The organism is Kitasatospora sp. NPDC058184 (assembly GCF_042883725.1).
In the GTDB taxonomy this organism is placed as follows: Bacteria; Actinomycetota; Actinomycetes; order Streptomycetales; family Streptomycetaceae; genus Kitasatospora.
Genome location: NZ_JBHVVE010000033.1, coordinates 16,451 through 37,681, shown reverse-complemented (window position 1 = coordinate 37,681; position 21,231 = coordinate 16,451). Strand labels below are relative to the sequence as shown.

Sequence of the window (21,231 nt, the reverse complement as noted above, 5' to 3'; positions counted from 1 at the left end):
GACCGGAGCCGTCGTCGCCCTGTGTGCGGACGGGGGCCCGAGGCGGTAACCTTCGGTGATTCCGGCGCCCGGGCGCCCACCGCAGTACCGACCAGAGACCCCGGCGACGGAAATCCCGTTGCCACTCCGACCGCCGCAACGGATGCTGACCTCATGTTCGAGCCAGTGATAGCACCCAGTGCCAGCCTCCTAGGCCTCCTTCAGCGAGGCCGTGGTGACGGGCAGCTCCACGCGCTGGCCGCCGACCGTGCCGAGGCCATCGCCGCGCTGGAGGAGTGCGTCACCAGGGACCCGCGAGCCGACTGGCAGGTCGAGAGCCGCTCCCTCTACTACGCGCGCATCTACATGGACCTGGAAGCCCCCCTCGAGGGCATCGAGGACCACCTCCACTCCGCCGAGGACCTGGTCACCGACGACGAGAGCCGCACCGGCCTCGCCCTTTCCGTCCTGGGCCACCTCGCCGCGTACGGCCGGCGCGACGCGCTGCTGATGCTGCGCGAGTACGCCGCCACCGGCGCCAACTGGGCGTGGGCCCTCGACGAGCTGGCCCTGCGCGACGACGACCGCGGCCTGCTGCTGCTCGGCACCGCCGTACTGGACCACTTCGAGCCGGGCCCCGAGGGCGACGCCGAGCTGCGCGAGTTCATCCGCAACGCGTACGAGCCCCGGCCCTGGCGGCTCTGGGCGGCCTACCACCCCAGAGTGGCGGCGGCCAGCGAGCAGTCACCCTTCGACCTGTGGCAGCGCCAGATCAACCGCAGCGGGGTCACCCCCGGCTGGTCCACCGCCGACGTGCTGGCCTGGGCCGACCAGGGCGAGCTCGGCGGCCTCGGCGCCGGCGCCTTCCTCGGCCGGCCCGACGCCCGCCCGGAGCCCGCGCGCGGCCCCGACTCGCCGTCCGGCCCCGACGCGGTGGACCGCCGCGCCGCCGCGGCCGCACGCTGCCTGACGGCCGTCGTCCGGCCGGAGGACCGCCCGCTGCTGCTGGAAGCGGCCCGCGACGGCCTGCCCGGCGCCCGCCGGGCCGCCCTGCGGCACCTGGTCGAACAGCGCGACCCGGCCGCCGTCGAACTGATCGAGGCCGCCGCCGCGGACGTGGACGACCGGATCGTCCGGGCCGCCCTGGAGCTGCTCGGCCGGATGCGCGGCCCCGAGGTGCTGACGCAGGCGCGCCGCTGGGCCGACCCGGCCAGCGGCGGCGCCGACAGCGCGCTCGGCGAGGCCGCCGTCCAGCTGCTCGCCGACGCCGGGGAGCCGGCCGACGCGCCGCTGGTGGTGGCCGGGCTGCGCCGCTGGATCTCCGTGCGCGGGGTCAGCGGTACCGGGCTCGGGTCGCTGGTCGACGGTGCGGGGCGGCTGGCCGCCGCCGACGCCGTCCCGGTCCTGCGCCACGTCTACGGGGAGGCCGCCTCCTCCGAGCTGCGCGGACGCGCCGCCCAGGCGCTGGCCGCGACCGACGTGCACTTTCCCGAGGGGCCCGCCGTCGAGTGCCTCTGGGACTGCGAGGAGTCCACGCGTGAGCTCGCCGCGCGCCATGTCGCCACCACGGGCGACGCGCGTGTGCTGGAGCGGTTGCGCAGGCTCGCCGCCGACCCGGCCGAGGAGGCCGAGGTCCATGCCGCCGTACGCGGCCGGCTGACCGCCGCCCGGGAGTTCGGGCGTTAGGGTCCACAACGTTCGGTGGGCCGGGACACCGTGTCGGTGTCCCGGCCCACTCGCTTCCGCGGGTCCTGGTTTTGTGGAACCCGGTTCTACTTCACCGCGCCCGCGTCCGGAGTCAGGACGCCGCCGACAACCAGTCCGATGATCAGAACGCCGAGCAGCACCCGGTAGACGACGAACGGCAGGAAGCTGTGCGTCGAGATGTACTTCAGGAACCAGGCGATCGCCGCGTAGCCGACCAGGAAGGCGATCGCGGTGGCCAGGATGGTCGGCCCCCAGGCCGGGGCCGGTCCCTCGCCGATCTTGAACAGCTCCAGCGCCCCGGAGGCGAGCACCGCCGGGATGGCGAGCAGGAACGAGTAGCGGGCCGCCGCCTCCCGGCTGTAGCCGAGCAGCAGACCCGCGCTGATCGTGCCGCCGGAACGGGAGACGCCCGGGATCAGCGCCAGTGCCTGGGCGAAGCCGTAGACACCCGCGTGCGGCAGCGTGAGGTCGGTGATCGGACGGGCGTGGCGGACGGCCCGGGTGCGGTCGGCGAAGGCCAGGATCAGGCCGAAGACGATCAGCGTGGTGCCGATGATCCGCAGGTCGCGCAGGTGGGTCTCGATGGTGTCCTGGAACAGCTTGCCCAGGATGCCGATCGGCAGGGTGCCGATGATCACGAACCAGCCCATCCGCGCGTCCGGGTCCGAGCGCAGCGCCGGCCGGAACAGGGACAGTGCCCAGGTCTTGATGATCGAGGCGATGTCCCGGCGGAAGTAGATCAGCACCGCCGTCTCGGTGCCGAGCTGGGTGACGGCCGTGAAGGCCGCACCCGGGTCGTCCCAGCCGAGCAGGGCCGAGAAGACCCGCAGGTGGGCGCTGGAGGAGACCGGCAGGAACTCGGTGAGCCCCTGGATCAGGCCGAGGACGGCCCCGTGGAACCAATCGATCACCGGGCACCCGCCGGGGGTATCCGTCGGGCGAGGGGCAGGGGCGGCATGGGCGGGTCCTTGCGGGTCGGATGGGCGTGCGGGACCACCGTGACCCGCCCGGCCCGCGGGCCGCGCGCGAGCCCGGCGCGCGGCTGATGGTACGGGGTGAAAGTGACAGTTCTTTGTTCACCCTTTGTTCCGGCTTTGCGCACAGGGCCCTTGCCGCTCCGGCGACAGCCGGGAGCTACAGCACCGGCCGCGCCCGGACCCAGGTGCGGTCCGCCGTCAGGTAGCGCTCGACCACCAGACCGGCCTCCGCGAGCGCCCGCTCGAACGCCTCGGTGCTGAGCGGTCGGGACAGGAAGGTCTGGGTCCAGGTGCCGTCCGGGAAGACGTACTCGAACCGCACGGAGTTGACGCCGTCGCCGACCGGCGTGGCGGAGACCAGCCGGGCCCGCCCGTCCGGGCCGATCGAGCTCTCCCTCGGCACGTTCCGGTGCCAGTCCTCGCCCTCGCGCTGCACCAGCACGCAGCCGTCCTCGGAGACGTGCCGGCGGCAGGTCTCCAGCAGGCCCCGGCGGACCGTCACGTCACCGGCGTGCACCAGGAAGGAGGCGAGCATGACGACGTCGAAGCGCTCGCCGAGGTCCAGTCCCTCGATCGGGCTGCGCACCGTGCGGACGTCCGGACGGACCCGGGCCAGCATGTCGGCGGACTCGTCCACGGCCGTCACGGTGAAGCCGCGGTCGGTCAGCGGGTGCGTCATCCGGCCCACGCCGCAGCCGAGTTCGAGGATGTGCGCGCCGGGCGGCACCGCCGCCTCGATCACGTCCGGGGCGTCGCCCGCGGGGAGGCGGGTCCACACTTCGACGGCGCAGCCGTCCGGGGTGATCGCACCCTCGCCCGTCCCGTCGTAGCCATCGCGTCGTTCGTCTGCCATGCCGTTCATCGGAACACGGACGGGTGGGCGGGGAAAGAGGGCGTCGGCAGGTCCGCGTGGGCCGCGGCGCGTTCGGGGTCGGTCTACCGGGGGCCGACCTCCAGGTCGGCCAGGGTCGCGTGCAGCCAGGCGAGTTCGGCCTCGGTGGTGGCGCGGGCGACGAGCAGCAGGCCGCGCCGGAAGGGGTCGTCGAACTCCTCGGCGCCGATCGGGCGGTCGCCCTCGTAGAAGAAGCTGGCCGGCTCGGCGAGGAAGGCCAGTCGGCGGCGGAGCACGGCGGCCTGGGCGGCGGGGTCGGCGAGGTGCCGCAGGAAGGCGAGCAGGGTGAACCAGCGGTTCTCGTCGCTGACGTCGAGCGGTTCGGGCTCGCGCAGCCGGTCGAGCAGCGCGGCGCGGCCGGCCCCGGTGAGGTGCAGGGTGTGCCGGGGCGCGGCGGCGCTGCCCGGCTCGGTCTCGCGGACCAGCAGGCCGTCGGCCTCCAGACGCTTGATCGCGGGGTAGAGCGTGCCGTCGCTGATCGGTCGGACGTGCCCGGTGAGCGCGGCGAGGTGGCGGCGCAGCTCGTAGCCGTGCAGGGGGTGGTCGTACAGGAATCCGAGGATGGCGAGCTTCAGCATGGGGCCACTCTCTCAGATCCGTCCCTCGGGGCATGGGTATCTCGCTATCGTGATACCTCGTGTTCGATGTATGGTCCTGCTCGTCTGCCGGAAACCCCCGGGCCGGCACCCCGGGCCGGCCCCCCAGGAATGAGGAGCGAGTGAGCATGCGCGAGGCCCCCGTCACCCCGAACGGCGACCGGATCCGCTGGGTCGAGCTGCCCGGCGCCGAGCCGGTCCGGCTCTACCTGCACGGGCTCGGCTCCAGCTCGCCGGCCTACTTCGCGGCCGCCGCCGCCCACCCGCTGCTGGCCGGGCGGCGCTCGCTGCTGCTGGACCTGCTCGGCTTCGGCCTCAGCGACCGGCCGACGGACTTCGGCTACACGCTGGAGGAGCACGCGGACGCGGTCGCGGCGGCGGTCGCGGCCGCCGGGCCGGACCGGGTCGAGGTGGTCGGCCACAGCATGGGCGGGGCGGTCGCGATCGTCCTCGCCCGGCGGCACCCGCACCTGGTCGAGCGGCTGCTCCTGGTGGACGCCAACCTGGACCGGATCGCCCCCGACCGGCGCCGCCCCGGCAGCAGCGGCATCGCGGCCTACGACGAGGAGGAGTTCCTGGCCGGCGGCCTGGGCGAAGTCGCCGAGCGGGTCGGCCCGTTCTGGTGGTCCACCATGCGGCTGGCCGGCCCGGAGGCGCTCCACCGCAGCGCCCGCCACCTCGTCCGGGCGACCGAACCGACCATGCGCGAGCTGCTGCTCGACCTCGACCTCCCGCGCACCTTCCTCCACCCGGCGGCGGACGGCGAGCCCACCGGCGTTGACACCCTCCGCGCGGCCGGCGTCCGGGTGGTCGCGGTGCCGGACTGCGGGCACAACATCATGGTCGACAACCCGGACGGCTTCGCGGCCGCGGCGGCGGAGGCGCTCGAACAGGGGTGAGCGGGTTCGTGGGTCGCCCGGTGCTCCCGCTCAGCGCTCCCGCAGGGGCACGAAGCGCACCGGCGTCCCCGGCCGGGCCTGGGCGGCGGCCGCGAGGTCGGTGGTCGGCACGACGCCGATCACCGGGTAGCCGCCGGTGGTCGGATGGTCGGCCAGGAACACCACTGGCCGGCCGTCCGGCGGAATCTGCACCGCGCCCAACACCATTCCCTCGCTGGGCAGTTCGCCGTCCCGGGCGCGCGCGACCGGCGGGCCCTCGGTGCGCAGCCCGACCCGGTTGCCGGTCGGGGAGACCAGGTACCGGTCGCGGCCGAGGCGGGCCACCGCCTCCGGGGTGAACCAGTCCGCGCGCGGTCCGAGCCGCAGCCGCAGCACCAGTTCGGCCGGGGGAGCGGGCAGCGGCACCAGCTCGGGCCGGGCCCGGTACGGCGGCGGGGTGCCGACCGGCAGGCGGTCCCCGGCGGCCAACGGGGCCGGCCCGAGCCCGGCGAGCAGGTCCGTCGAGCGGCTGCCGAGCACCGGCGGGACGTCGATCCCGCCCGCCACCGCCAGGTAGCCGCGCACCCCGGCCGTCGCCGCCCCCACCTCCAGCAGCGCTCCGGCCGGCACCAGGACCGGTGCGCCCCAGGCGGCCGGCCGGCCGTCCACCCGGACGGGCGAGGGCGCACCGGTGACGGCGACCAGGGCCGCCGCGACGGCCCGCAGCGCGACCCCGCCGAGCGTGGTCTCCAGCCCGGCGGCCCCGGGTTCGTTGCCCACCAGCCGGTTGGCCGCCCGCAGGGCCGGCTCGTCCAGCGCCCCGGCCCTCGGCACCCCGAGGTGGGCGACCCCGCGCCGCCCGAGGTCCTGGACCGTGGTCAGCGGTCCCGGCCGCTCCACCACCAGCTCGTTCAACTCGTCTCCCCCTCAGGCCCGTTCCGCGGTGAAGCGGACCCGGGTGCCCGGGGCCAGCAGGGCCGGGGGCTCGCGGTCGGCGTCCCAGAGGGCGAGCGCCGTCCGGCCGATCAGCTGCCAGCCGCCGGGGGAGGGGTGCGGGTAGACGCCGGTGTACGGGCCGGCCAGGGCGACCGAGCCGGCCGGGACGGAACTGCGCGGGGTGGCCCGGCGCGGCACCTCGTACGGCGCCGGGAGGCCGGTGAGGTAGCCGAAGCCGGGGGCGAAGCCGCAGAACGCGACGACGTACTCGGGCCCGGTGTGGATCCGGACGGCGGCCTCGACGGAGACCCCCCACAGCGCGGCGACCTCGGCCAGGTCGGCGCCGTCGTACACGGTCGGGACCTCCAGCAGCGGTCCGCGCGCCACCCCGGCCGCCGCCGCCGTCGGACGGGCAGTGCGCAGCAGGGCCGCGACCGCGTCGACGTCCGCGACGCCGTCCAGCAGCAGGGTGCGCGCGGCCGGGACCAGCTCCTCCACCGCACCGAGCGCCCCCGACTCCCGGCGCTCGCTCAGCCAGCCGTACAGCGCGGCCACCTCGGCCGTCCCGGGCAGCTCGACCAGCAGCGCCCGCTCGCCGACCCGGCGCACCGTCCCCGGTGTCACGTGAAGGCCTCCACCCGGACCCCGGCGGAGGCCAGGGCGCCGCGGATCCGCCAGGCGAGCTGGGCGGCGCCGGGGGTGTCGCCGTGGACGCAGAGCGAGCGGGCCTCGACGGCGATCCGCTCGCCGCCGGCGGCCTCCACCGTGCCGTCCCGGGCGATGGCGACGGCGCGGGTGATCACCGACTCGGGGTCGTGCACCACGGCGTCCGGCTCGCGGCGCGGCACGAGGGTGCCGGTACGGGTGTACGCGCGGTCGGCGAAGGCCTCGGCGACCACCGGGAGCCCGACGCCCTCGGCCACCTCCAGCAGCAGCGAGCCCGGCAGGCCGAGCACGGGCAGCGGCCCGTCGCAGACCGCGCCCGCCCGCAGCACGCCGGCCACCACGGCCTCGGCCTGCTCGGAGTCGCCGACCACCCGGTTGTAGAGGGCGCCGTGCGGCTTGACGTAGGAGACCTTGGAGCCGGCCGCGCGGGCGAACACCTGGAGGGCGCCGATCTGGTAGGCGATCTCGTCGGCGAGCTCCTCCGGGGGCACGTCCATCGCGCGGCGGCCGAAGCCGGCCAGGTCGCGGTAGGAGACCTGGGCGCCGATCCGGACGCCGCGCTCGGCCGCCAGCGCGCAGACCCGGCGCATCGTCGACGGATCCCCGGCGTGGAACCCGCAGGCGACGTTGGCGCTGGTCACCACCGACAGCAGGGCCTCGTCGTCGGTCAGGGTCCAGCGTCCGAACCCCTCTCCGAGGTCCGCATTGAGATCGATCACCGCATCGGCCACGCCCGTCCGCCTCCCAGCAGCTGTTGAGCCAGATGGTAGGGCCTGCGGATGAAGGCCGTTGCCCGTGACCCGGAGCCCCGCGGGCGCCGCGGCGTGTGCCCGGGGCCGCACGCCCCGGGGCGGCGCCGCGCGGGGTCGCGCCGGGGTGCGAGCCGGGCGCGCGGGCCGCCCGGGCTCAACCGGCGGTCGCCGGCCCCCGGAACGCGCGCTCCAGCGGGCGCAGCGCCCGCAGCACGAGCAGGAGCGGGATGACGCCGAAGGCGCCGAACGACATGTCGATGAATCGTCATGCCAGCGGGATCCCGCGCAGCGGCCCGCAGATCAGCGCCAGCGGGATGACGGCCCCGCAGGCCAGCACGGCCCAGCGGATCACCCAGATGTTGCGGACCGGGTCCTTGAGCGGCCCCCAGAAGGCGGCGGCGATCACCAGGTGGGCGAAGGCCAGCCAGTCGGTGCCGTAGGCGAGGAAGGGGTACCGCGCGTTGGTCTCGGCGACGCCCGTGTGGACCCGGTCGATCCAGGCCGTCGCGCCGGGGAGGTGATCGCTCAGCGGCGCGGCCGGGCCGGCGGCGAAGTCCGCCAGCCAGCGGGTCTCGGTCTCCAGCGGGAACGCGGTGAGACCGCTGAGCACCAGGCAGACCAGGAAGAACCAGAGCCACCGTCGGACCTTGCGAAGGATGACCGCCGAGTCGCCGTCCATCTCGCACACCTCCATGCCGAGCATGCCGAAGTGCAGGCGGAGCCTTGTCCCGCCTGCGCGGAACCGACTCTAGACCTATCTTTTGAACGTGTTCAACTGGCCTTCGGGGTGGGTGGGGGCCCAGGCGGGGACCGGCGGAGTCGGCGGGAAGGGTGGCCGGGGCCGCATCGGGCCGGGCCGGAGTCGTGGAGGGGACGCGGCGGCACTGCCCCGCCCCGAACGCAGCGGTGCCCGGGCTCCGCGGAACCCGGGCACCGACGGCGGCGAGCGCGCCGCGTACGGCCGTTACGCCGTGTAGGTGTACGTCACCGGCGCGCTGGTCCCGCCCGCCGTGGTGACCGTGACGTCCACCGGCCCGGGCTGGGCGCCCGCCGGGGCCGTGGCGGTGCAGGCGGCCGGGCCGCAGGAGACGTGGGTGGCCGGCACCCCGCCGAAGGCCACCGACCCGTACGTCAGGTTGCTGCCGAACAGGTACACCCGGGTACCGCCGGCGGCCGGGCCGGAGGTGGGAGAGACGCTGCTGAGCACCGGCGCGGCCGGGGCCGGCGGCGGGGCGCCGGTGTAGTCGAAGGTGACCGGAGCCGCGGCCGTGCCGCCGGGCGTCACCACGCTGACCGGGGCGCTGCCCGTGCCGCCCGGGGTGGTCACCGCGCAGGCGGTGTCGGTGCAGCGGCCGGGGGCCGGGACGCCGCCGACCAGCACCATGCCGTTGGCCAGGTTGCTGCCGCTGACGGTCACCGCGGTGCCGCCGGTGCCCGGGCCGGTGGCCGTGTCGAGGCCGGTGACGGCGGGGGCGGCCTGGGCGGTCGCCGGCAGGGAGCTCTTGCTGCCGAGGTCGTAGCCGGAGACGTGCCCGGTCGGGTCGGTGTCGTTCGGGTTGGCGACCGTCGCGGTGATCGCGCCGACGATCGGCACGCCGGGCGTGGTGGCCAGGTTGAGCTTCATGAAGTTGTAGTTCCCGACCGGCCGGGTGCCGGTGAACACGGCCTCCAGGTGGCGGTGGTCGGGGGAGAGGGCGGTGGTGAAGGTGTAGTCCGCCGGTGCGGGGAAGAACATCGCACCGTCGGTGGTGACGCCGGGCGGCAGGTCGAGGGTGATGTGGGTCGGCCCGGTCAGGTCCGTGGTGCCGGCGACGGTCCAGGACACCGACATGTTGCCGGTGGTGAAGAACCCGCCGGGGTAGTTCCCGTTCTGCGAGACGGTCACGTGCTGGGCGGAGGTCGGGACCGCCGGGGTCGCGGCCTCGGCGGTGGCGCCGGTGGCGAGGACGGCGCCGGTGGTGAGGGTGGTCACGGACAGCGCGGCGGCGAGGCCCGCTTTGGCCAGTCGGGTGATCATGGGTCGATCATCACCGAACCGGTGCGCGACCCTCACGGTTTTCTCGAATACCGGTTCGGGAATGGCGGAATCCCGTCGAAACCACGTTCCGAATCCGTCACCCGAACCGCCGCCCACCTGCCGCTCCGCCCGCCCGCAAGGTCCGTTTCGGTCGAACTCGGTGCGAACCTCTAATCTTGTCCACCGTGACCGCCATCGCAGACCCGCCCATCGAGCCCGGCCTCCGACCCCCGGCCGGCCCGGCCGCCGCGCGCCCCGCGCCCGGCCCCGCCGCCGACGAGGGCCTGGCCCGCCGGCTCAAGGCGCTGGCCTGCACCGCCCCGCTGCACGACCTGGACAACCGCAAGGTCAACCTGGCCGGCGAGTACGGCGGCTACGCGATGGCCGAGGTCGGCCTCGCCGCGATCGACCTGGTCACCCTGCACATGGACTTCGACACCGGGGCCGACCGCGAGATAGTGCTCGCCCGGCTGCTGCCCCGGGTCGCCGCCCAGGCCGTCGGCCGTCCCGCCGTCGAGCACGAGCGGGTCGCCCGCTGGGTGCTGGAGTCGCTGATCAACGTCGGCAGCGTGGACCGCGGCTTCCGCGCCGTCTACGGCACCTTCGGCGCGGACGGCGAGTACGTCCGCCGCGACTACGACTTCAAGCTGATCGAGGAGGTCCCCGGCCCCGACGGCGGCGTCTACCTGCGCACCACCGACGAGGCGGTCAACGTCCTGGTCGGCGCGCTCGACACCGACGTCACCTCGGCCCAGATCGCCGCCGAGGTCAAGCTGGAGGTGCTGATCCGCCGCGGCCGCCTGGCCGACGCCCAGCTCGCCGCCGAGCAGGCCCGCTACCGCACCGTCCAGTACGCCGAGACGCTGCGCCGCGCCCTGGACGCCACCCGCCGCAACGTCCGGGCGGTGGACTGGATGCGCGCCATCCCCGATCTCATCGAGGAGGCGCTGGACCACATCGCGGACCGCTACCGGCACGAGAACGCGATTCTCACCAACATCCGCAAGGCCCGCGACGAGGCCGAGGACCCCGAGCACAAGCGCCGCGCCGCCGAGCTGGTCGACATCGTCAAGGACTGCATCCGCCGCCACACCCAGCTCCAGACCCGCCTGCTGGAGGCCGGCCCGCTGTTCCGCGCCGAGCAGGACCGCCAGGCCTTCGCCGCCCCCGGCGCCCGCAGCGGCATCGACCTCTACGGGCAGCTGCTCGCCCCCGTGCTGCGGCTGCCGATAGAGCAGGCCGTCCGCCCCACCGGCGCGTTCTTCGCCCGCGGCGCCGGTCTGCGCACCCCGGTCTCGGTGCGGGTCGCCGACCTGGTCGACCTGCTGCTCACCCCGCCGGTCGAGCGCGAGCACCTCGGCGCCGAACTGCCCGACCCGGACCTCGTCGCCACCCCGGACGACAGCCGGTTCTCCGAGGCCCAGCTGGAGTCCGCGATGCTCCTGCTCGACCTGCCCCCGGACGCCCCCCGCCGGCTCTCCGGCCTGCTCGCCGACGCCCGCAAGCAGGACCCGGACCTGCCGTACCTGGTCGCCCTGCTCGCCGTGCACGCGGCCAGCCCGCCGGTCGGCACCGCCTACCGCCAGGGCGAGGAGCGGCTGCTGTTCGCCGTGGACGACGGCACCCCGCTGCGCGACCGGGAGTTCGGCGGCGCCGACCTGATCGTCGGCAGCGCCCTGCTCGACGCGGTCGGCATGGCCGCCGACCGCAAGGACGCCGGCTGACCGGCCGGGAGCACACGTTGCCGGGACCAACCCCGCCGGGACCAACCATGACGAACCGTAACCACCGCGCCACCCCCGAGGAGCACCGCCCGTGACGACCCACCACGACACGTCCTGGGCGGCCGAGACCGAACCCGCGGCCCCCGCGCCGATCACGCCGGCCGACGTCGCGGACGCCGCCCGACTGGTCTCCTTCGGCCTCCAGGCCAAGCTGCTGCCCGCCCGCGACGCCGAGTACGCCGACCTGGTGCGCCGCCACCGCGAGGACCCGCCGTTCGCCCGGCTCGCCGACGCCATCGCGACCGGCATGGGCCTGGTCGTCCTGGAGGTCTCCCCGCGGGCCGGCATGGCCGTGGCCGCCGCCGAGGACTCGCTGTTCGCCGTCCGGATGGGCGACTACTCGCGCCGCGCCGCCTCCGAGTCCACCGACCGCTTCCTGCACGGCCTCGCCCACCTGGCCGTCGCCGCGATGGCCTTCCCGCGCCCCGAGGACCTCGCCGACGACGGCTACCTCGGCCGGATCACCGTCAACGGCGTCGACTCCTTCGTCCGCCAGGCCTGCCGCCGCCTGGAGGAGCAGGCCGACGCGGACGGCGCCAACACCGACCCGGCCTCCGACGCCCCCGGCCTGGAGGCCGCCTGGCGGGTCTGGGCCCGGCGCACCGCCACCGGCGCCACCAAGGACGCCCGCCGGCTCTCCGGCTCCACCATCGGCATCGTCGCCAAGGCCGTGCTGTTCCTGGTCGACTCCGGCTTCCTCCAGAAGGTCTCGGACGACTCCGGCGGCACCTACCGCACCACCGCCCGCTACCAGCTCCAGGTGCGCGACCTGGCGGGCAGCGCGGCCATGGCCGAACTGCTCGACCTCGGCATCGTCCCGGTCTCCGACGGCACCGCCAGCCTGCTGCCGCCGGACACCGGCGACGAACTGGTCGCCGACGCGGGGCTGCCGTTCCACTCCCTCTGAGCCCCGGCGCCCGGAGCCCACCCGCTCCGGGCCCACCGCGCCGGCCCCGGCCCACCCGCCCCGATCCGGCCCGCCGCCCATCCCTCACGCCACGCAAGCCACGGAGAACAGCCGCACATGTACGAGCTCAACCGGGTCCGCCTCTACTCGATCGGACCGGCCGGCGCCCGCTACGCCGACACGGTGCTCGACCTGCGCGGCGTCGGCGAGCCGGTCGCCGACCCGGCCCCGCAGCAGATCGGCCTGTTCGGCGAGGAACCCGACGGCCCGGTCCGCCGCCCCGCCCCGGCCGGCGTGCTCTTCCTGGAGAACGGCGGCGGCAAGTCCGTCCTGCTCAAGCTGATCTTCTCGGTCATGCTCCCCGGCCACCGCAACACCCTCGGCGGCGCCAGCTCCGGCGTGCTGCGCAAGTTCCTGCTCGCCGACGACTGCGGCCACGTCGCCCTGGAGTGGCAGCACACCGTCACCGGCGAGCCGATCGTCGTCGGCAAGGTCAGCGAGTGGCGCGGCCGCCAGGTCTCCTCCGACCCGCGCAAGTTCGCCGAGACCTGGTACTCCTTCCGCCCCGGCCCCGGTCTGACCCTCGACTCGCTGCCGGTCGCCGAACGGGTCAGCCTGGCCGGCGACCAGAAGGCCCGCGGCCGCCGCCGCACCATGAAGGGCTTCCGCGACGCCCTCACCGAGGCCGGCAAGGCCCACCCGCACCTCGACCTGGTCTTCGAGGACGGCCACGACCGCTGGACCGAGCACCTCGGAGAGCTCGGCCTCGACCCCGAACTCTTCCGCTACCAGCGCGAGATGAACGCCGACGAGGGCGAGGCGGCCGGCCTCTTCGCGGTCAAGCACGACAGCGACTTCACCGACCTCCTGCTGCGCGCCGTCACCGACACCCGGGACACCGACGGCCTCGCCGACCTCGTGCACGGCTTCGCCGCCAAGCTCGGCCGCCGCGCCGAACTCACCGCCGAACGCGACTTCACCGCCGGCTCGCTGGACCTCCTGGAGCGCATCGCCGAGGCCACCACCGCCCGCGAGACCGTCCGCGAGGCCCACCGCACCGCCGAGCGCCGCACCCGCCGCCTCGCCCACGCCCTCGCCTCCCGCGCCACCGCCGAACGCGACCGCGCCCAGGACCTCGCCATCGAGGTCGCCGCCGCCGCGAGCGCCGTCACCGCCGCCGAGGCCGACCGCACCCGGCACAGCCTGATCACCGACGAACTCACCCACCGGCATGCCACCCTGAGCCTCACCGCGGCCACCGCCGAGGCCGCCGCGCTGCGCCGCGAACTCATCGACGCCCGCACCCTGCACTCCGCCTGGCAGGCTGCCGAGGCGGTGCTGCGCCAGCGCGCCGCCGCCGACCGGGTCGCCCGGGTCGCCGCCGCCATCCGCGAGGCCGAGCTGGACGCCGCCCCCGCGCTCGCCGCCCGCGCCCGCGCCGCGACCGCCCTGGCCCGCGCCCTGGAGGCCGCCGCCGCGGCCGCCGAGTCCCGCGCCGACACCGAGGAGGAGCGCGCGGGCGAACTCCAGCAGGACGGCGGCAAGGCCCAGACCGACGCCACCGAGGCCGCCACCGCCGCCCAGAAGGCCCGAAGCGAGGCCGACCACCTGCGCCAGCGCCTCGCCGAGGTCGAGCAGGAGACCGAGGCCGCCGTCGCGGCCGGCTTCATCGACGCCGACGGCGACGTGGACCCGGCCCGCGCCGCCCTGTACGCCGCCGACGTCGAGAAGGCCGCCTCCGCCGCGCTCGCCCAGGCCCGTACCGCCGCCGAGTCCGCCGCCGCCCGGCTGCGCGAGGCCGCCGCCGCCACCTCGCGCGCCGAACTCGCCGCCGAGCGGGCCGGCGACGCGCGCAAGGACGCCGCCCGGTCCCTCGCCGCCGAGCAGCGCACCGCCGCCCTGCTCGCCACCGAACAGCGCCTCGCCGACCTGCTCTCCCTGACCCCCTACCAGGAGGGTGCCGAGGAGGACGCAGGCTTCCTCACCCCCGCTCTGCTCGACCGCAACGCCGAGTACCTGCGCGAACTCCTCGACGAGTCCATCGCCACCGCCGAACGCACCCTGTTCGACCTCCGCACGGCCGCCGCCGACGACTCCCGCATCCTCGCCGCCCTCGGCGACGGCGGCCTGCTGCCGCCCGGCCCGGACGTGCTCGCCACCGTCGAGTACCTCGCCGAGCACGGCATCCCGGCCCTGCCCGGCTGGCGCTACCTCGCCCAGTCCGTCGACCCGGCCGACCACGAGTCGATCCTCGCCGCCCGCCCCGAACTGGTCGACGGCGTCGTCGTCACCGACCCGTCCTCGCTGGAGCGCGCCCGCGAGGCCCTGCAGGCCGCCGCCCTGCTGCCGCGCTCCACCGTCGCCGTCGGCGCCGCCGCCTCGCTGATCGCCCCGATCACCGACGAGCCCGCCTTCTTCCTCGTGCCGCCGAACCCGGCCATGCACGACGAGTCCGCCGCCGACGGCGAGCGCCGCGAACTGCGCGCCCGGGCGAGCGCCCGCGAGGAGCACATCCGCGAACTGGCCGGCCGCCTCGGCGCCGACCGCGCCCTCGCCGCCCGCCTCGCCTCCTGGCACGCCAGCTGCCCGCCCGGCACCCTCGCCGAACTCGCCGCCGCCGCCGAGGCCGCCCGCGAGCACGCCGAGCAGGCCGCCGCCGCCCTGGCCACCCTGCGCGCCGACCACGACGAGGCCGAGACCGACCACACCGCGGCCGCCTCCGCCCACGAGGAGCACCGCGAGGCCGCCCAGCGCGCCCGCCGCCGCGCCGACGCCCTCTCCGGCCTCGCCTTCCGGCTGCGCGAGCGCGCCAACTGGGCCCGCCGCCAGCGCGAACTCGCCGAGGACGCCGCCGAGTGCGACCGCCGCCAGGCGCTGTGCGCCGAACGCGCCCGCACCTGCGACGAGGACCGCCGCGCCGCCCAGCGCGCCGCCGACGACGCCCGCCGGACGGCCCGCGCGCTGCGCGCCGAACGCGCCGAGATCCCCGCCGCCGAGCAGGCCGACGAACCCGCCGAGACCGCCCCCGCCGCGCTGCCCGCCCTGCGCGAGGCCTACCGCGCCGCCTCCCAGCTGTACGAGAAGGTCGGCGTCGGCGCCGACCTGCGCGCCGAACAGGCCCGCGCCGAGGGCGACGAGGCCGCCGCCGCGACCGAACTCGACCGCCTCACCAACAAGGTGCGCACCCGCGCCGAGGAACTCCTCGGCAGCCCCGACGGCGCCGACGGCCCGGCCCGCCAGGCCGCCGCCGCCCGCGCCGAGGAACTGGTCGCCACCATCGAGGCCCGCTCCGCCACCGCCAGCGAGCAGCTTGGCCGGCTGCGCGGCGAGGCCGAGCGCTCCGCCCCCGCTGACGGCGAGGCGCACACCGAGCTGCCCGAGGACCTCGTCCCCACTGATCCGGAGCACGCCCAGGCCCTGCTGCGCACCGCCACCAGCCGCCTGGCCGAGCGCCGCGAGGCCCTGGACGCCGCCCGCACCGCCCACGCCGACCTCCAGCGGACCTTCGACACCGCCCAGGCGTCCGCCGCCGACTTCGACGAGCTGGCCGGCCAGCTCCGCGACGGCCTGCGCGACCACCAGGAGGACCCGGACGACCCGGTCGAGCCGTACCTGGGCTCGCTGGCCGAGGCCCGCACCGGCGCCACCGAGGCCCGCCGCGCCCTGCGCACCGCCGCCGGCGAACTGTCGTCCTCCGAACTCGCCGTCCGCGACACCGCCGACGCCCTGGTCCGGCACGCCAACGCGGCCCGCTACGAGGCCGTCCGCACCCCCGCCCGCCAGCAGATCCGCGAACTGCCCGCCTCCGCGCTGCCCGAGCACGCCGTCGCCTGGGCCACCGCCTTCGCGCCCCGGCTGCGGGTGCTCACCGACGAGCTCGCCCAGCTGGAGAAGAACCGCGGCTCGATCGTGGACCGGCTGCGCGGCCTGGTCGAGTCCTCGCTCACCACCCTGCGCGCCGCCCAGCGGCTCTCCCGGCTGCCCGAGGGCCTGGGGGAGTGGTCCGGCCAGGAGTTCCTCCGGATCCGCTTCGAGGACCCGGACCACGCCACCCTGGTCGAGCGCCTGGGCGAGGTCATCGACGAGGCCACCCGCGCCGCCGTCAGGAAGAACAGCGACCTGCGCCGCGACGGCATGTCCCTGCTGCTGCGCGGGGTCGCCGCCGCGATCGGCCCCAAGGGCGTCAGCGTCGAGATCCTCAAGCCCGACGCGGTGCTGCGCGCCGAGCGGGTCAGCGTCGGCCAGATGTCCGACGTCTTCTCCGGCGGCCAGCTGCTCACCGCCGCCATCGCGCTGTACTGCACGATGGCCGCGCTGCGCGCCAACGACCGCGGCCAGTCCCAACTGCGGCACGCCGGCACGCTGTTCCTGGACAACCCGATCGGCCGCGCCAACGCCACCTACCTGCTGGAGCTCCAGCGGGCCGTGGCCGACGCGCTCGGCGTCCAGCTGATCTACACCACCGGCCTGTTCGACACCACCGCGCTCGCCGAGTTCCCGCTGGTGATCCGCCTGCGCAACGACGCCGACCTGCGGGCCGGCCTCAAGTACATCTCGGTCGAGGAGCACCTGCGCCCGGGCCTGCCCGCCGCGCCGGACCCGGACGGCCCGACCATCCACGGCGAGATCACCGCCACCCGGATGTTCAAGCGCCCCGCGGAGGTTCCCGCCCAGCCGTGAACTGGCTAGCGTGATCGCCATGCTGACGATCGCGCACCTCAGTGACATCCACCTCGGCCAGGACCACGGCCGGGACGACGGCAAGCGTGCCCGCCGGCGGGCCGAGCAGGTGATGGCGTACCTCGACGCCCTGCCCGGCCCGCTGGACGCGGTGCTGGTCACCGGCGACCTCGCCGACCAGGGCCTGCCGGAGGAGTACCGGCAGGTCGCCGAGGTCCTGGTCTCCCGGCACCCGGTGTTCACCTGTCCGGGCAACCACGACTCCAGGTCGCCGTACCGGGAGGTGCTGCTCGGCGAGGCGCCGGGGGAGGGGCCGGTCAACCGGCTGCACCGACTGCCGGGCGCCGACGTGCTGATGCTCGACTCCTCGATACCCGGGCAGCACGACGGCCTGCTGGACGAGCCGACGCTGGACTGGCTGGACGCCGAACTCGCCTCCGGCCGCACCGAGTTGCCCGCCCTGGTGGCCTTCCACCACCCGCCCGTGGAACTGCACCTGCCGTACGTCGACCCGATCCGCCAGTTCGGCGAGGAGCGGCTGGAGCGGGTGCTGCGCCGCCACCCCCGGGTGGCCGCCCTGTTCTGCGGCCACGCGCACACCTCCGCGGCCACCACCTTCGCCGGCCTGCCGCTGCTGATCGCGCCCGGCGTGGTCTCCACCGTCACGCTGCCCTTCGAGGGCGGGCCCGGCATCTCCTTCGACCACCCGCCGATGCTGGCCTTCCACGTCCTGGACGAGGACCGCCGGCTCACCACCCACTACCGGGCGCTGCCGCTCCGGGACTGACCGATCCGCCTGGTGCTACGGGTGGTTGGGCTGCACCCGGGCCTGGCGCGGCGGCTGCTGCGGTGGCTGCCGCGGCGGTTGGTAGGGCTGCTGGTACGGCGGTCGGGGCGGCTGCTGGTTCCCGTACGGCGGCTGCCCCGGCCCGTACGGCTGCGGCTGCTGCCGCCCCGGCCCGTACGGCTGCGGTTGCGGTTGCGGCGACTCGTACGGCTGCCGGTACACCGAGGACGAGCCGGGCCGGGGGAACGGCCGCGCGGCCAGCGGTTCGGAGGGCGCCCGGCTGCCCGCCATCGGGTGCGCGGAGCCCGGCGACTGCATCCGCTGGGCCGCGACCTGGCGGGAGATCAGGATCTCCACCAGGCACCACATGGTGCCGAACACCCCCAGCCCCATCGCCAGCAGCGCGGGCGTCAGCAGCCAACTGTCCGCGTACGAGGCCAGCGTCGCCACCACGACGCCGACCAGGGTGAAGGACAGGCAGAGCACCGCCCGGACTGCGGCGGCGCGTACCTCGTCGGGTAGGCGGCGACGGCGGCGGCGTGGCACGGACATCGAGCGACCCCCAGGCGCATGGCGCGTGTTCGGTGAAGCATACGGAACGGGCGCACACGAAACGCGCCCCCTCGGCTCACTCTGCCCCGCCGAACCAGGACTATGCCTCCATAACCGCCGAACTGCCGCCAAACCGTGCCATCCGGGCCGTCATTGCCGTCCCGGCAGGCCTGGCAGGCGCCCCCGGCGCCCCGGTTCAGTCCAGCTGGGCGTTGAGCTCCTCCAGCGCGCCGCTCACGATCGTCCGCATCGCCCGCTCGGCGTGGCCGGCGTCCTTGGCGCAGATCGCCTCCGCGACCTCGCGGTGCAGCCGGATCGCGTACGACTCCGGCTGATCGGGCATCAGATGGTACTCGGTCCGGCCGGTGAGCACCGCCGCGACGGTGTCCCCGAGGTGGGCGAACATCTCGTTGCCGGAGGCGCGCAGCACCAGGGAGTGGAAGGCGATGTCGTGTTCGAGGAAGGTGGCCAGGTCGGCGGCCCGTGCGGTGACCGTCAGATCCACGGCCAGTGAACTGAGTTCGCGCCGGTCGTCGTCGCTCGCGTGGGTGGCGGCGAGCGCGGCCGCGGCCGGTTCGACGGCCACCCGCAGGGAGCCGAGCGAGCGCAGCTGGGCGGGCCGGTCCGAGCCGGCCAGGCGCCAGCGGATCACCATCGGGTCGAAGACGTCCCAGACCGACTTCGGCTGCACGGTGATCCCGACCCGTCGCCGGGACGCCACCATGCGCATCCCCTCCAGGATCCGCACCGCCTCCCGGACCACCGTCCGGGAGACCCCGAACCGGTGCTCCAGCTCCTCGCCGCGCAGCACGGCCCCCTCGGGGACCTCCCCCGACGCGATCGCCGGTCCGAGCTCGTCAAGCAGCCGCCCGGGCAGCCCCTGGATCTCCATCCGCCCAGGGTAGACGCCCGCCCCGCGCGCGTTCACGTCGCCCTGTGGCGGTGGTCGTGCCGCCCCGCGGTCCGGGTCGTGCCGCCCCGCGGTCCGGGTCGTGCCGCCCCGCGGTCCGGGTCGTGGCGTCCTGCGACCCAGACCACACCGCAAAAGTATGACGATTTGGTTTCCGCCACTTGAATACGTCATATCTTTGAGGCGATAGTGGCGGCCAGGCAACGAAGGAGCACCACCCCATGGCTCTCAGCGTCGAGAACCACGACTTCCCGCAGTCCCCCCTCACCATCGTGGTGATGGGCGTCTCGGGCGTCGGCAAGACCACCCTGGCCCGCCTGCTGGCAGACCGCCTCGCCCTCCCCTTCGCCGAGGCGGACGACTTCCACCCGCCGGCCAACATCGCCAAGATGTCGGCCGGCATCCCGCTGGACGACGAGGACCGCGCGCCCTGGCTGCGCGCCATCGGCGCCTGGCTCAAGGAGCGGGCCGAGGCCGGTACCGGCGGCGTGGTGACCTGCTCGGCGCTGAAGCACCGCTACCGCGACATCCTGCGCGCGGACGCCCCGGGAGCCTTCTTCCTGCACCTCAGCGGTGGTCACGAGCTGGTCGAGGACCGGCTCTCCCACCGCACCGGCCACTTCATGCCGACGTCGCTGCTCGACTCCCAGTACGCCACCTTGGAGCCCCTGGGTGCGGACGAGCGCGGCGCCGCCCTGGACGTGGGCCCGTCCCCCGAAGAACTCGTCGAGATGGCCGTGGCGCTGCTGCGGCCCGTCAATGGAGACCTCGCGTGAGCATTGCCCCCACTCTGCTGGCGGCCGCCCCACCGGCCCTGCCGCACACCAGCAGCGACCCCCAGCTGCTGATCGCGGTGCTGCTCAGCATCGGTGCGATCGTCGTACTGATCACCAAGCTGAAGCTGCACCCGTTCCTCGCCCTCACGCTCGGCTCCGGTCTGCTGGCCGCCGTCGCGGGCGCCCCCTTCGACAAGCTGCTCAGCAGCTTCTCGACGGGCTTCGGCTCCACCGTCGCCAGCGTCGGCCTGCTGATCGGCCTCGGCGCGATGCTCGGCAAGCTGCTCGCCGACTCCGGCGGCGCCAACATCATCGCCGACACCGTGCTCTCCCGTACCGGCAACAAGGCGCTGCCCTGGGCGATGGCGCTGATCGCGGCCGTGCTCGGCCTGCCGCTGTTCTTCGAGGTCGGCGTCGTCCTGCTGATCCCGATCGTGCTGCTGGTCGCCCGCCGCGGCAACGTGCCGCTGATGCGGGTCGGCATCCCGGCCCTGGCCGGCCTGTCGGTGCTGCACGGCCTGGTGCCCCCGCACCCGGGCCCGCTGGTCGCCGTCGACGCGCTGAAGGCCGACCTCGGCATCACCCTGGCGCTCGGCCTGCTGATCGCCGTCCCGACCCTGATCATCGCCGGTCCGCTGTTCGCCCGGGTGGCCGAGCGCTGGGTCGGCCCGCTGGAGATCCCGGCGGCCACCGCCCCCGAGGAGACGGCCAAGCACGACCGCACCCCCTCCTTCGCCGCGGTGCTGGCCACCATCCTGCTGCCGGTCGTGCTGATGCTCGGCAAGGCGCTGGCCGACGTGGTGATCGACAACCCGAAGGCGCTGGGCCAGCGGGTGTTCGACTTCATCGGCTCCCCGCTGATCGCGCTGCTCGCCGCGACCCTGCTCGGCATGGTGACGCTCGGCAAGGCGGCCGGCTTCGACAAGGCCCGGATCTCCGACACCGTCGGCAAGTCGCTCGGCCCGATCGCCGGCATCGTGTTCATCGTCGGCGCGGGCGGCGGCTTCAAGCAGACCCTGATCGACGTGGGCGTCGGCAACGCGGTCAGCGAGTGGTCCGGCAAGTGGCACATCTCCGCGCTGCTGCTCGGCTGGCTGATCGCCGTGCTGATCCGCCTGGCCACCGGCTCGGCGACGGTCGCCACGATCACCGCGGCCGGCATCGTCTCCCCGCTCGCCGCGAACATGTCCTCGACCCACGCGGCCCTGCTGGTGCTCGCGATCGGCGCCGGTTCGCTGTTCCTCTCGCACGTCAACGACGCCGGCTTCTGGCTGGTGAAGGAGTACTTCGGGATGAGCGTCGGGCAGACGCTGAAGTCCTGGTCGGTGATGGAGACGGTGATCTCGGTGGTCGCCATCGCCCTGATCATGCCGCTCAGCCTGATCATCTAGCGCGCGAAGCAGCACCGCCGAGGGGCGGCACCCGTGACCGTACG

Annotated in this window: 17 protein-coding genes and 1 pseudogene; 8 read left to right on the top strand and 10 right to left on the bottom strand. The window is 75.1% G+C overall.

Annotation, left to right across the window (positions count from 1 at the left end):
* Positions 1 to 153: 153 nt before the first annotated feature.
* Positions 154 to 1,665 (top strand): HEAT repeat domain-containing protein, encoded by a 1,512-nt coding sequence (locus tag ACFVXH_RS37845; RefSeq protein WP_387830694.1) that lies wholly within the window; start codon positions 154 to 156, stop codon positions 1,663 to 1,665.
* Between the two features lie 86 nt (positions 1,666 to 1,751).
* On the opposite strand, the gene ACFVXH_RS37840 is transcribed toward ACFVXH_RS37845, so the two are convergent.
* From ACFVXH_RS37840 to ACFVXH_RS37830, 3 genes are all read right to left on the bottom strand, one after another.
* Positions 1,752 to 2,594 (bottom strand): undecaprenyl-diphosphate phosphatase, encoded by an 843-nt coding sequence (locus tag ACFVXH_RS37840; protein ID WP_375876712.1) that lies wholly within the window; start codon positions 2,592 to 2,594, stop codon positions 1,752 to 1,754.
* 226 nt (positions 2,595 to 2,820) lie between these two features.
* Positions 2,821 to 3,516, bottom strand: a complete 696-nt coding sequence (locus tag ACFVXH_RS37835) for a class I SAM-dependent methyltransferase (protein WP_387830692.1) — start codon at positions 3,514 to 3,516, stop codon at positions 2,821 to 2,823.
* Positions 3,517 to 3,599: 83 nt separating this feature from the next.
* Positions 3,600 to 4,133, bottom strand: a complete 534-nt coding sequence (locus tag ACFVXH_RS37830; RefSeq protein ID WP_387830690.1) for a PadR family transcriptional regulator — start codon at positions 4,131 to 4,133, stop codon at positions 3,600 to 3,602.
* 146 nt (positions 4,134 to 4,279) lie between these two features.
* Here ACFVXH_RS37830 and ACFVXH_RS37825 point away from each other — a divergent pair, with 146 nt between their 5' ends.
* Positions 4,280 to 5,050, top strand: a complete 771-nt coding sequence (locus ACFVXH_RS37825; RefSeq protein WP_387830688.1) for an alpha/beta fold hydrolase — start codon at positions 4,280 to 4,282, stop codon at positions 5,048 to 5,050.
* A 30-nt stretch (positions 5,051 to 5,080) separates the two neighbouring features.
* Here the strand turns inward: ACFVXH_RS37825 and ACFVXH_RS37820 are convergent, their stop codons facing one another.
* From ACFVXH_RS37820 to ACFVXH_RS37800, 5 genes and pseudogenes are all read right to left on the bottom strand, one after another.
* Complete coding sequence (locus ACFVXH_RS37820) at positions 5,081 to 5,944, bottom strand: biotin-dependent carboxyltransferase family protein (RefSeq protein ID WP_387830686.1); 864 nt, start codon at positions 5,942 to 5,944, stop codon at positions 5,081 to 5,083.
* A 12-nt stretch (positions 5,945 to 5,956) separates the two neighbouring features.
* Entirely contained in the window at positions 5,957 to 6,589 is a 633-nt protein-coding gene (gene pxpB, locus ACFVXH_RS37815) for a 5-oxoprolinase subunit PxpB (RefSeq protein WP_380777760.1), read from the bottom strand.
* Positions 6,586 to 7,362: a LamB/YcsF family protein gene (locus ACFVXH_RS37810; protein ID WP_234348727.1), complete on the bottom strand. Its 777-nt coding sequence runs from the start codon at positions 7,360 to 7,362 to the stop codon at positions 6,586 to 6,588. The genes pxpB and ACFVXH_RS37810 overlap by 4 nt, the downstream gene beginning before the upstream one ends.
* 175 nt (positions 7,363 to 7,537) lie before the next feature.
* Positions 7,538 to 8,062: pseudogene (locus ACFVXH_RS37805) on the bottom strand (hypothetical protein).
* A gap of 285 nt (positions 8,063 to 8,347) precedes the next feature.
* Complete coding sequence (locus ACFVXH_RS37800) at positions 8,348 to 9,400, bottom strand: IPT/TIG domain-containing protein (RefSeq protein WP_387830683.1); 1,053 nt, start codon at positions 9,398 to 9,400, stop codon at positions 8,348 to 8,350.
* A 185-nt stretch (positions 9,401 to 9,585) separates the two neighbouring features.
* On the opposite strand from ACFVXH_RS37800, the gene ACFVXH_RS37795 reads away from it, so the two are divergent.
* From ACFVXH_RS37795 to ACFVXH_RS37780, 4 genes are all read left to right on the top strand, one after another.
* Positions 9,586 to 11,124 carry a hypothetical protein gene (locus ACFVXH_RS37795; RefSeq protein WP_369808353.1) on the top strand — a complete coding sequence of 513 codons (1,539 nt, stop codon included), beginning with the start codon at positions 9,586 to 9,588 and terminating at the stop codon, positions 11,122 to 11,124.
* A 91-nt stretch (positions 11,125 to 11,215) separates the two neighbouring features.
* Entirely contained in the window at positions 11,216 to 12,091 is an 876-nt protein-coding gene (locus tag ACFVXH_RS37790) for a hypothetical protein (protein ID WP_049658421.1), read from the top strand.
* 117 nt (positions 12,092 to 12,208) lie between these two features.
* Positions 12,209 to 16,771 (top strand): hypothetical protein, encoded by a 4,563-nt coding sequence (locus ACFVXH_RS37785; protein WP_387830681.1) that lies wholly within the window; start codon positions 12,209 to 12,211, stop codon positions 16,769 to 16,771.
* 19 nt (positions 16,772 to 16,790) lie between these two features.
* The gene (locus tag ACFVXH_RS37780) at positions 16,791 to 17,558 is read left to right on the top strand and encodes a metallophosphoesterase (RefSeq protein WP_387830679.1); all 768 of its coding nucleotides are present in this window, start codon (positions 16,791 to 16,793) and stop codon (positions 17,556 to 17,558) included.
* A 15-nt stretch (positions 17,559 to 17,573) separates the two neighbouring features.
* Here ACFVXH_RS37780 and ACFVXH_RS37775 read toward each other — a convergent pair whose 3' ends face one another.
* On the bottom strand, positions 17,574 to 18,110 hold the full coding sequence (locus ACFVXH_RS37775) for a hypothetical protein (RefSeq protein ID WP_147409318.1): 537 nt from the start codon (positions 18,108 to 18,110) through the stop codon (positions 17,574 to 17,576).
* A 196-nt stretch (positions 18,111 to 18,306) separates the two neighbouring features.
* Complete coding sequence (locus tag ACFVXH_RS37770) at positions 18,307 to 19,002, bottom strand: FadR/GntR family transcriptional regulator (RefSeq protein ID WP_049658539.1); 696 nt, start codon at positions 19,000 to 19,002, stop codon at positions 18,307 to 18,309.
* A 239-nt stretch (positions 19,003 to 19,241) separates the two neighbouring features.
* Between ACFVXH_RS37770 and ACFVXH_RS37765 the strand changes: the two genes are divergently transcribed.
* Both ACFVXH_RS37765 and ACFVXH_RS37760 read left to right on the top strand, forming a co-directional pair.
* Positions 19,242 to 19,796, top strand: a complete 555-nt coding sequence (locus tag ACFVXH_RS37765) for a gluconokinase (protein ID WP_049658540.1) — start codon at positions 19,242 to 19,244, stop codon at positions 19,794 to 19,796.
* A 2-nt stretch (positions 19,797 to 19,798) separates the two neighbouring features.
* Positions 19,799 to 21,187, top strand: a complete 1,389-nt coding sequence (locus ACFVXH_RS37760) for a gluconate:H+ symporter (RefSeq protein WP_387830734.1) — start codon at positions 19,799 to 19,801, stop codon at positions 21,185 to 21,187.
* Positions 21,188 to 21,231: the final 44 nt, after the last annotated feature.

What these genes read in the sequence shown, in the direction of transcription:
- ACFVXH_RS37845 (WP_387830694.1), top strand. Translation starts at nt 154, where the DNA reads ATGTTCGAGCCAGTGATAGCACCCAGTGCCAGCCTCCTAGGCCTCCTT.
- ACFVXH_RS37835 (WP_387830692.1), bottom strand. Translation starts at nt 3,516, where the DNA reads ATGGCAGACGAACGACGCGATGGCTACGACGGGACGGGCGAGGGTGCG.
- ACFVXH_RS37830 (WP_387830690.1), bottom strand. Translation starts at nt 4,133, where the DNA reads ATGCTGAAGCTCGCCATCCTCGGATTCCTGTACGACCACCCCCTGCAC.
- ACFVXH_RS37825 (WP_387830688.1), top strand. Translation starts at nt 4,280, where the DNA reads ATGCGCGAGGCCCCCGTCACCCCGAACGGCGACCGGATCCGCTGGGTC.
- ACFVXH_RS37800 (WP_387830683.1), bottom strand. Translation starts at nt 9,400, where the DNA reads ATGATCACCCGACTGGCCAAAGCGGGCCTCGCCGCCGCGCTGTCCGTG.
- ACFVXH_RS37785 (WP_387830681.1), top strand. Translation starts at nt 12,209, where the DNA reads ATGTACGAGCTCAACCGGGTCCGCCTCTACTCGATCGGACCGGCCGGC.
- ACFVXH_RS37780 (WP_387830679.1), top strand. Translation starts at nt 16,791, where the DNA reads ATGCTGACGATCGCGCACCTCAGTGACATCCACCTCGGCCAGGACCAC.
- ACFVXH_RS37775 (WP_147409318.1), bottom strand. Translation starts at nt 18,110, where the DNA reads ATGTCCGTGCCACGCCGCCGCCGTCGCCGCCTACCCGACGAGGTACGC.
- ACFVXH_RS37770 (WP_049658539.1), bottom strand. Translation starts at nt 19,002, where the DNA reads ATGGAGATCCAGGGGCTGCCCGGGCGGCTGCTTGACGAGCTCGGACCG.
- ACFVXH_RS37765 (WP_049658540.1), top strand. Translation starts at nt 19,242, where the DNA reads ATGGCTCTCAGCGTCGAGAACCACGACTTCCCGCAGTCCCCCCTCACC.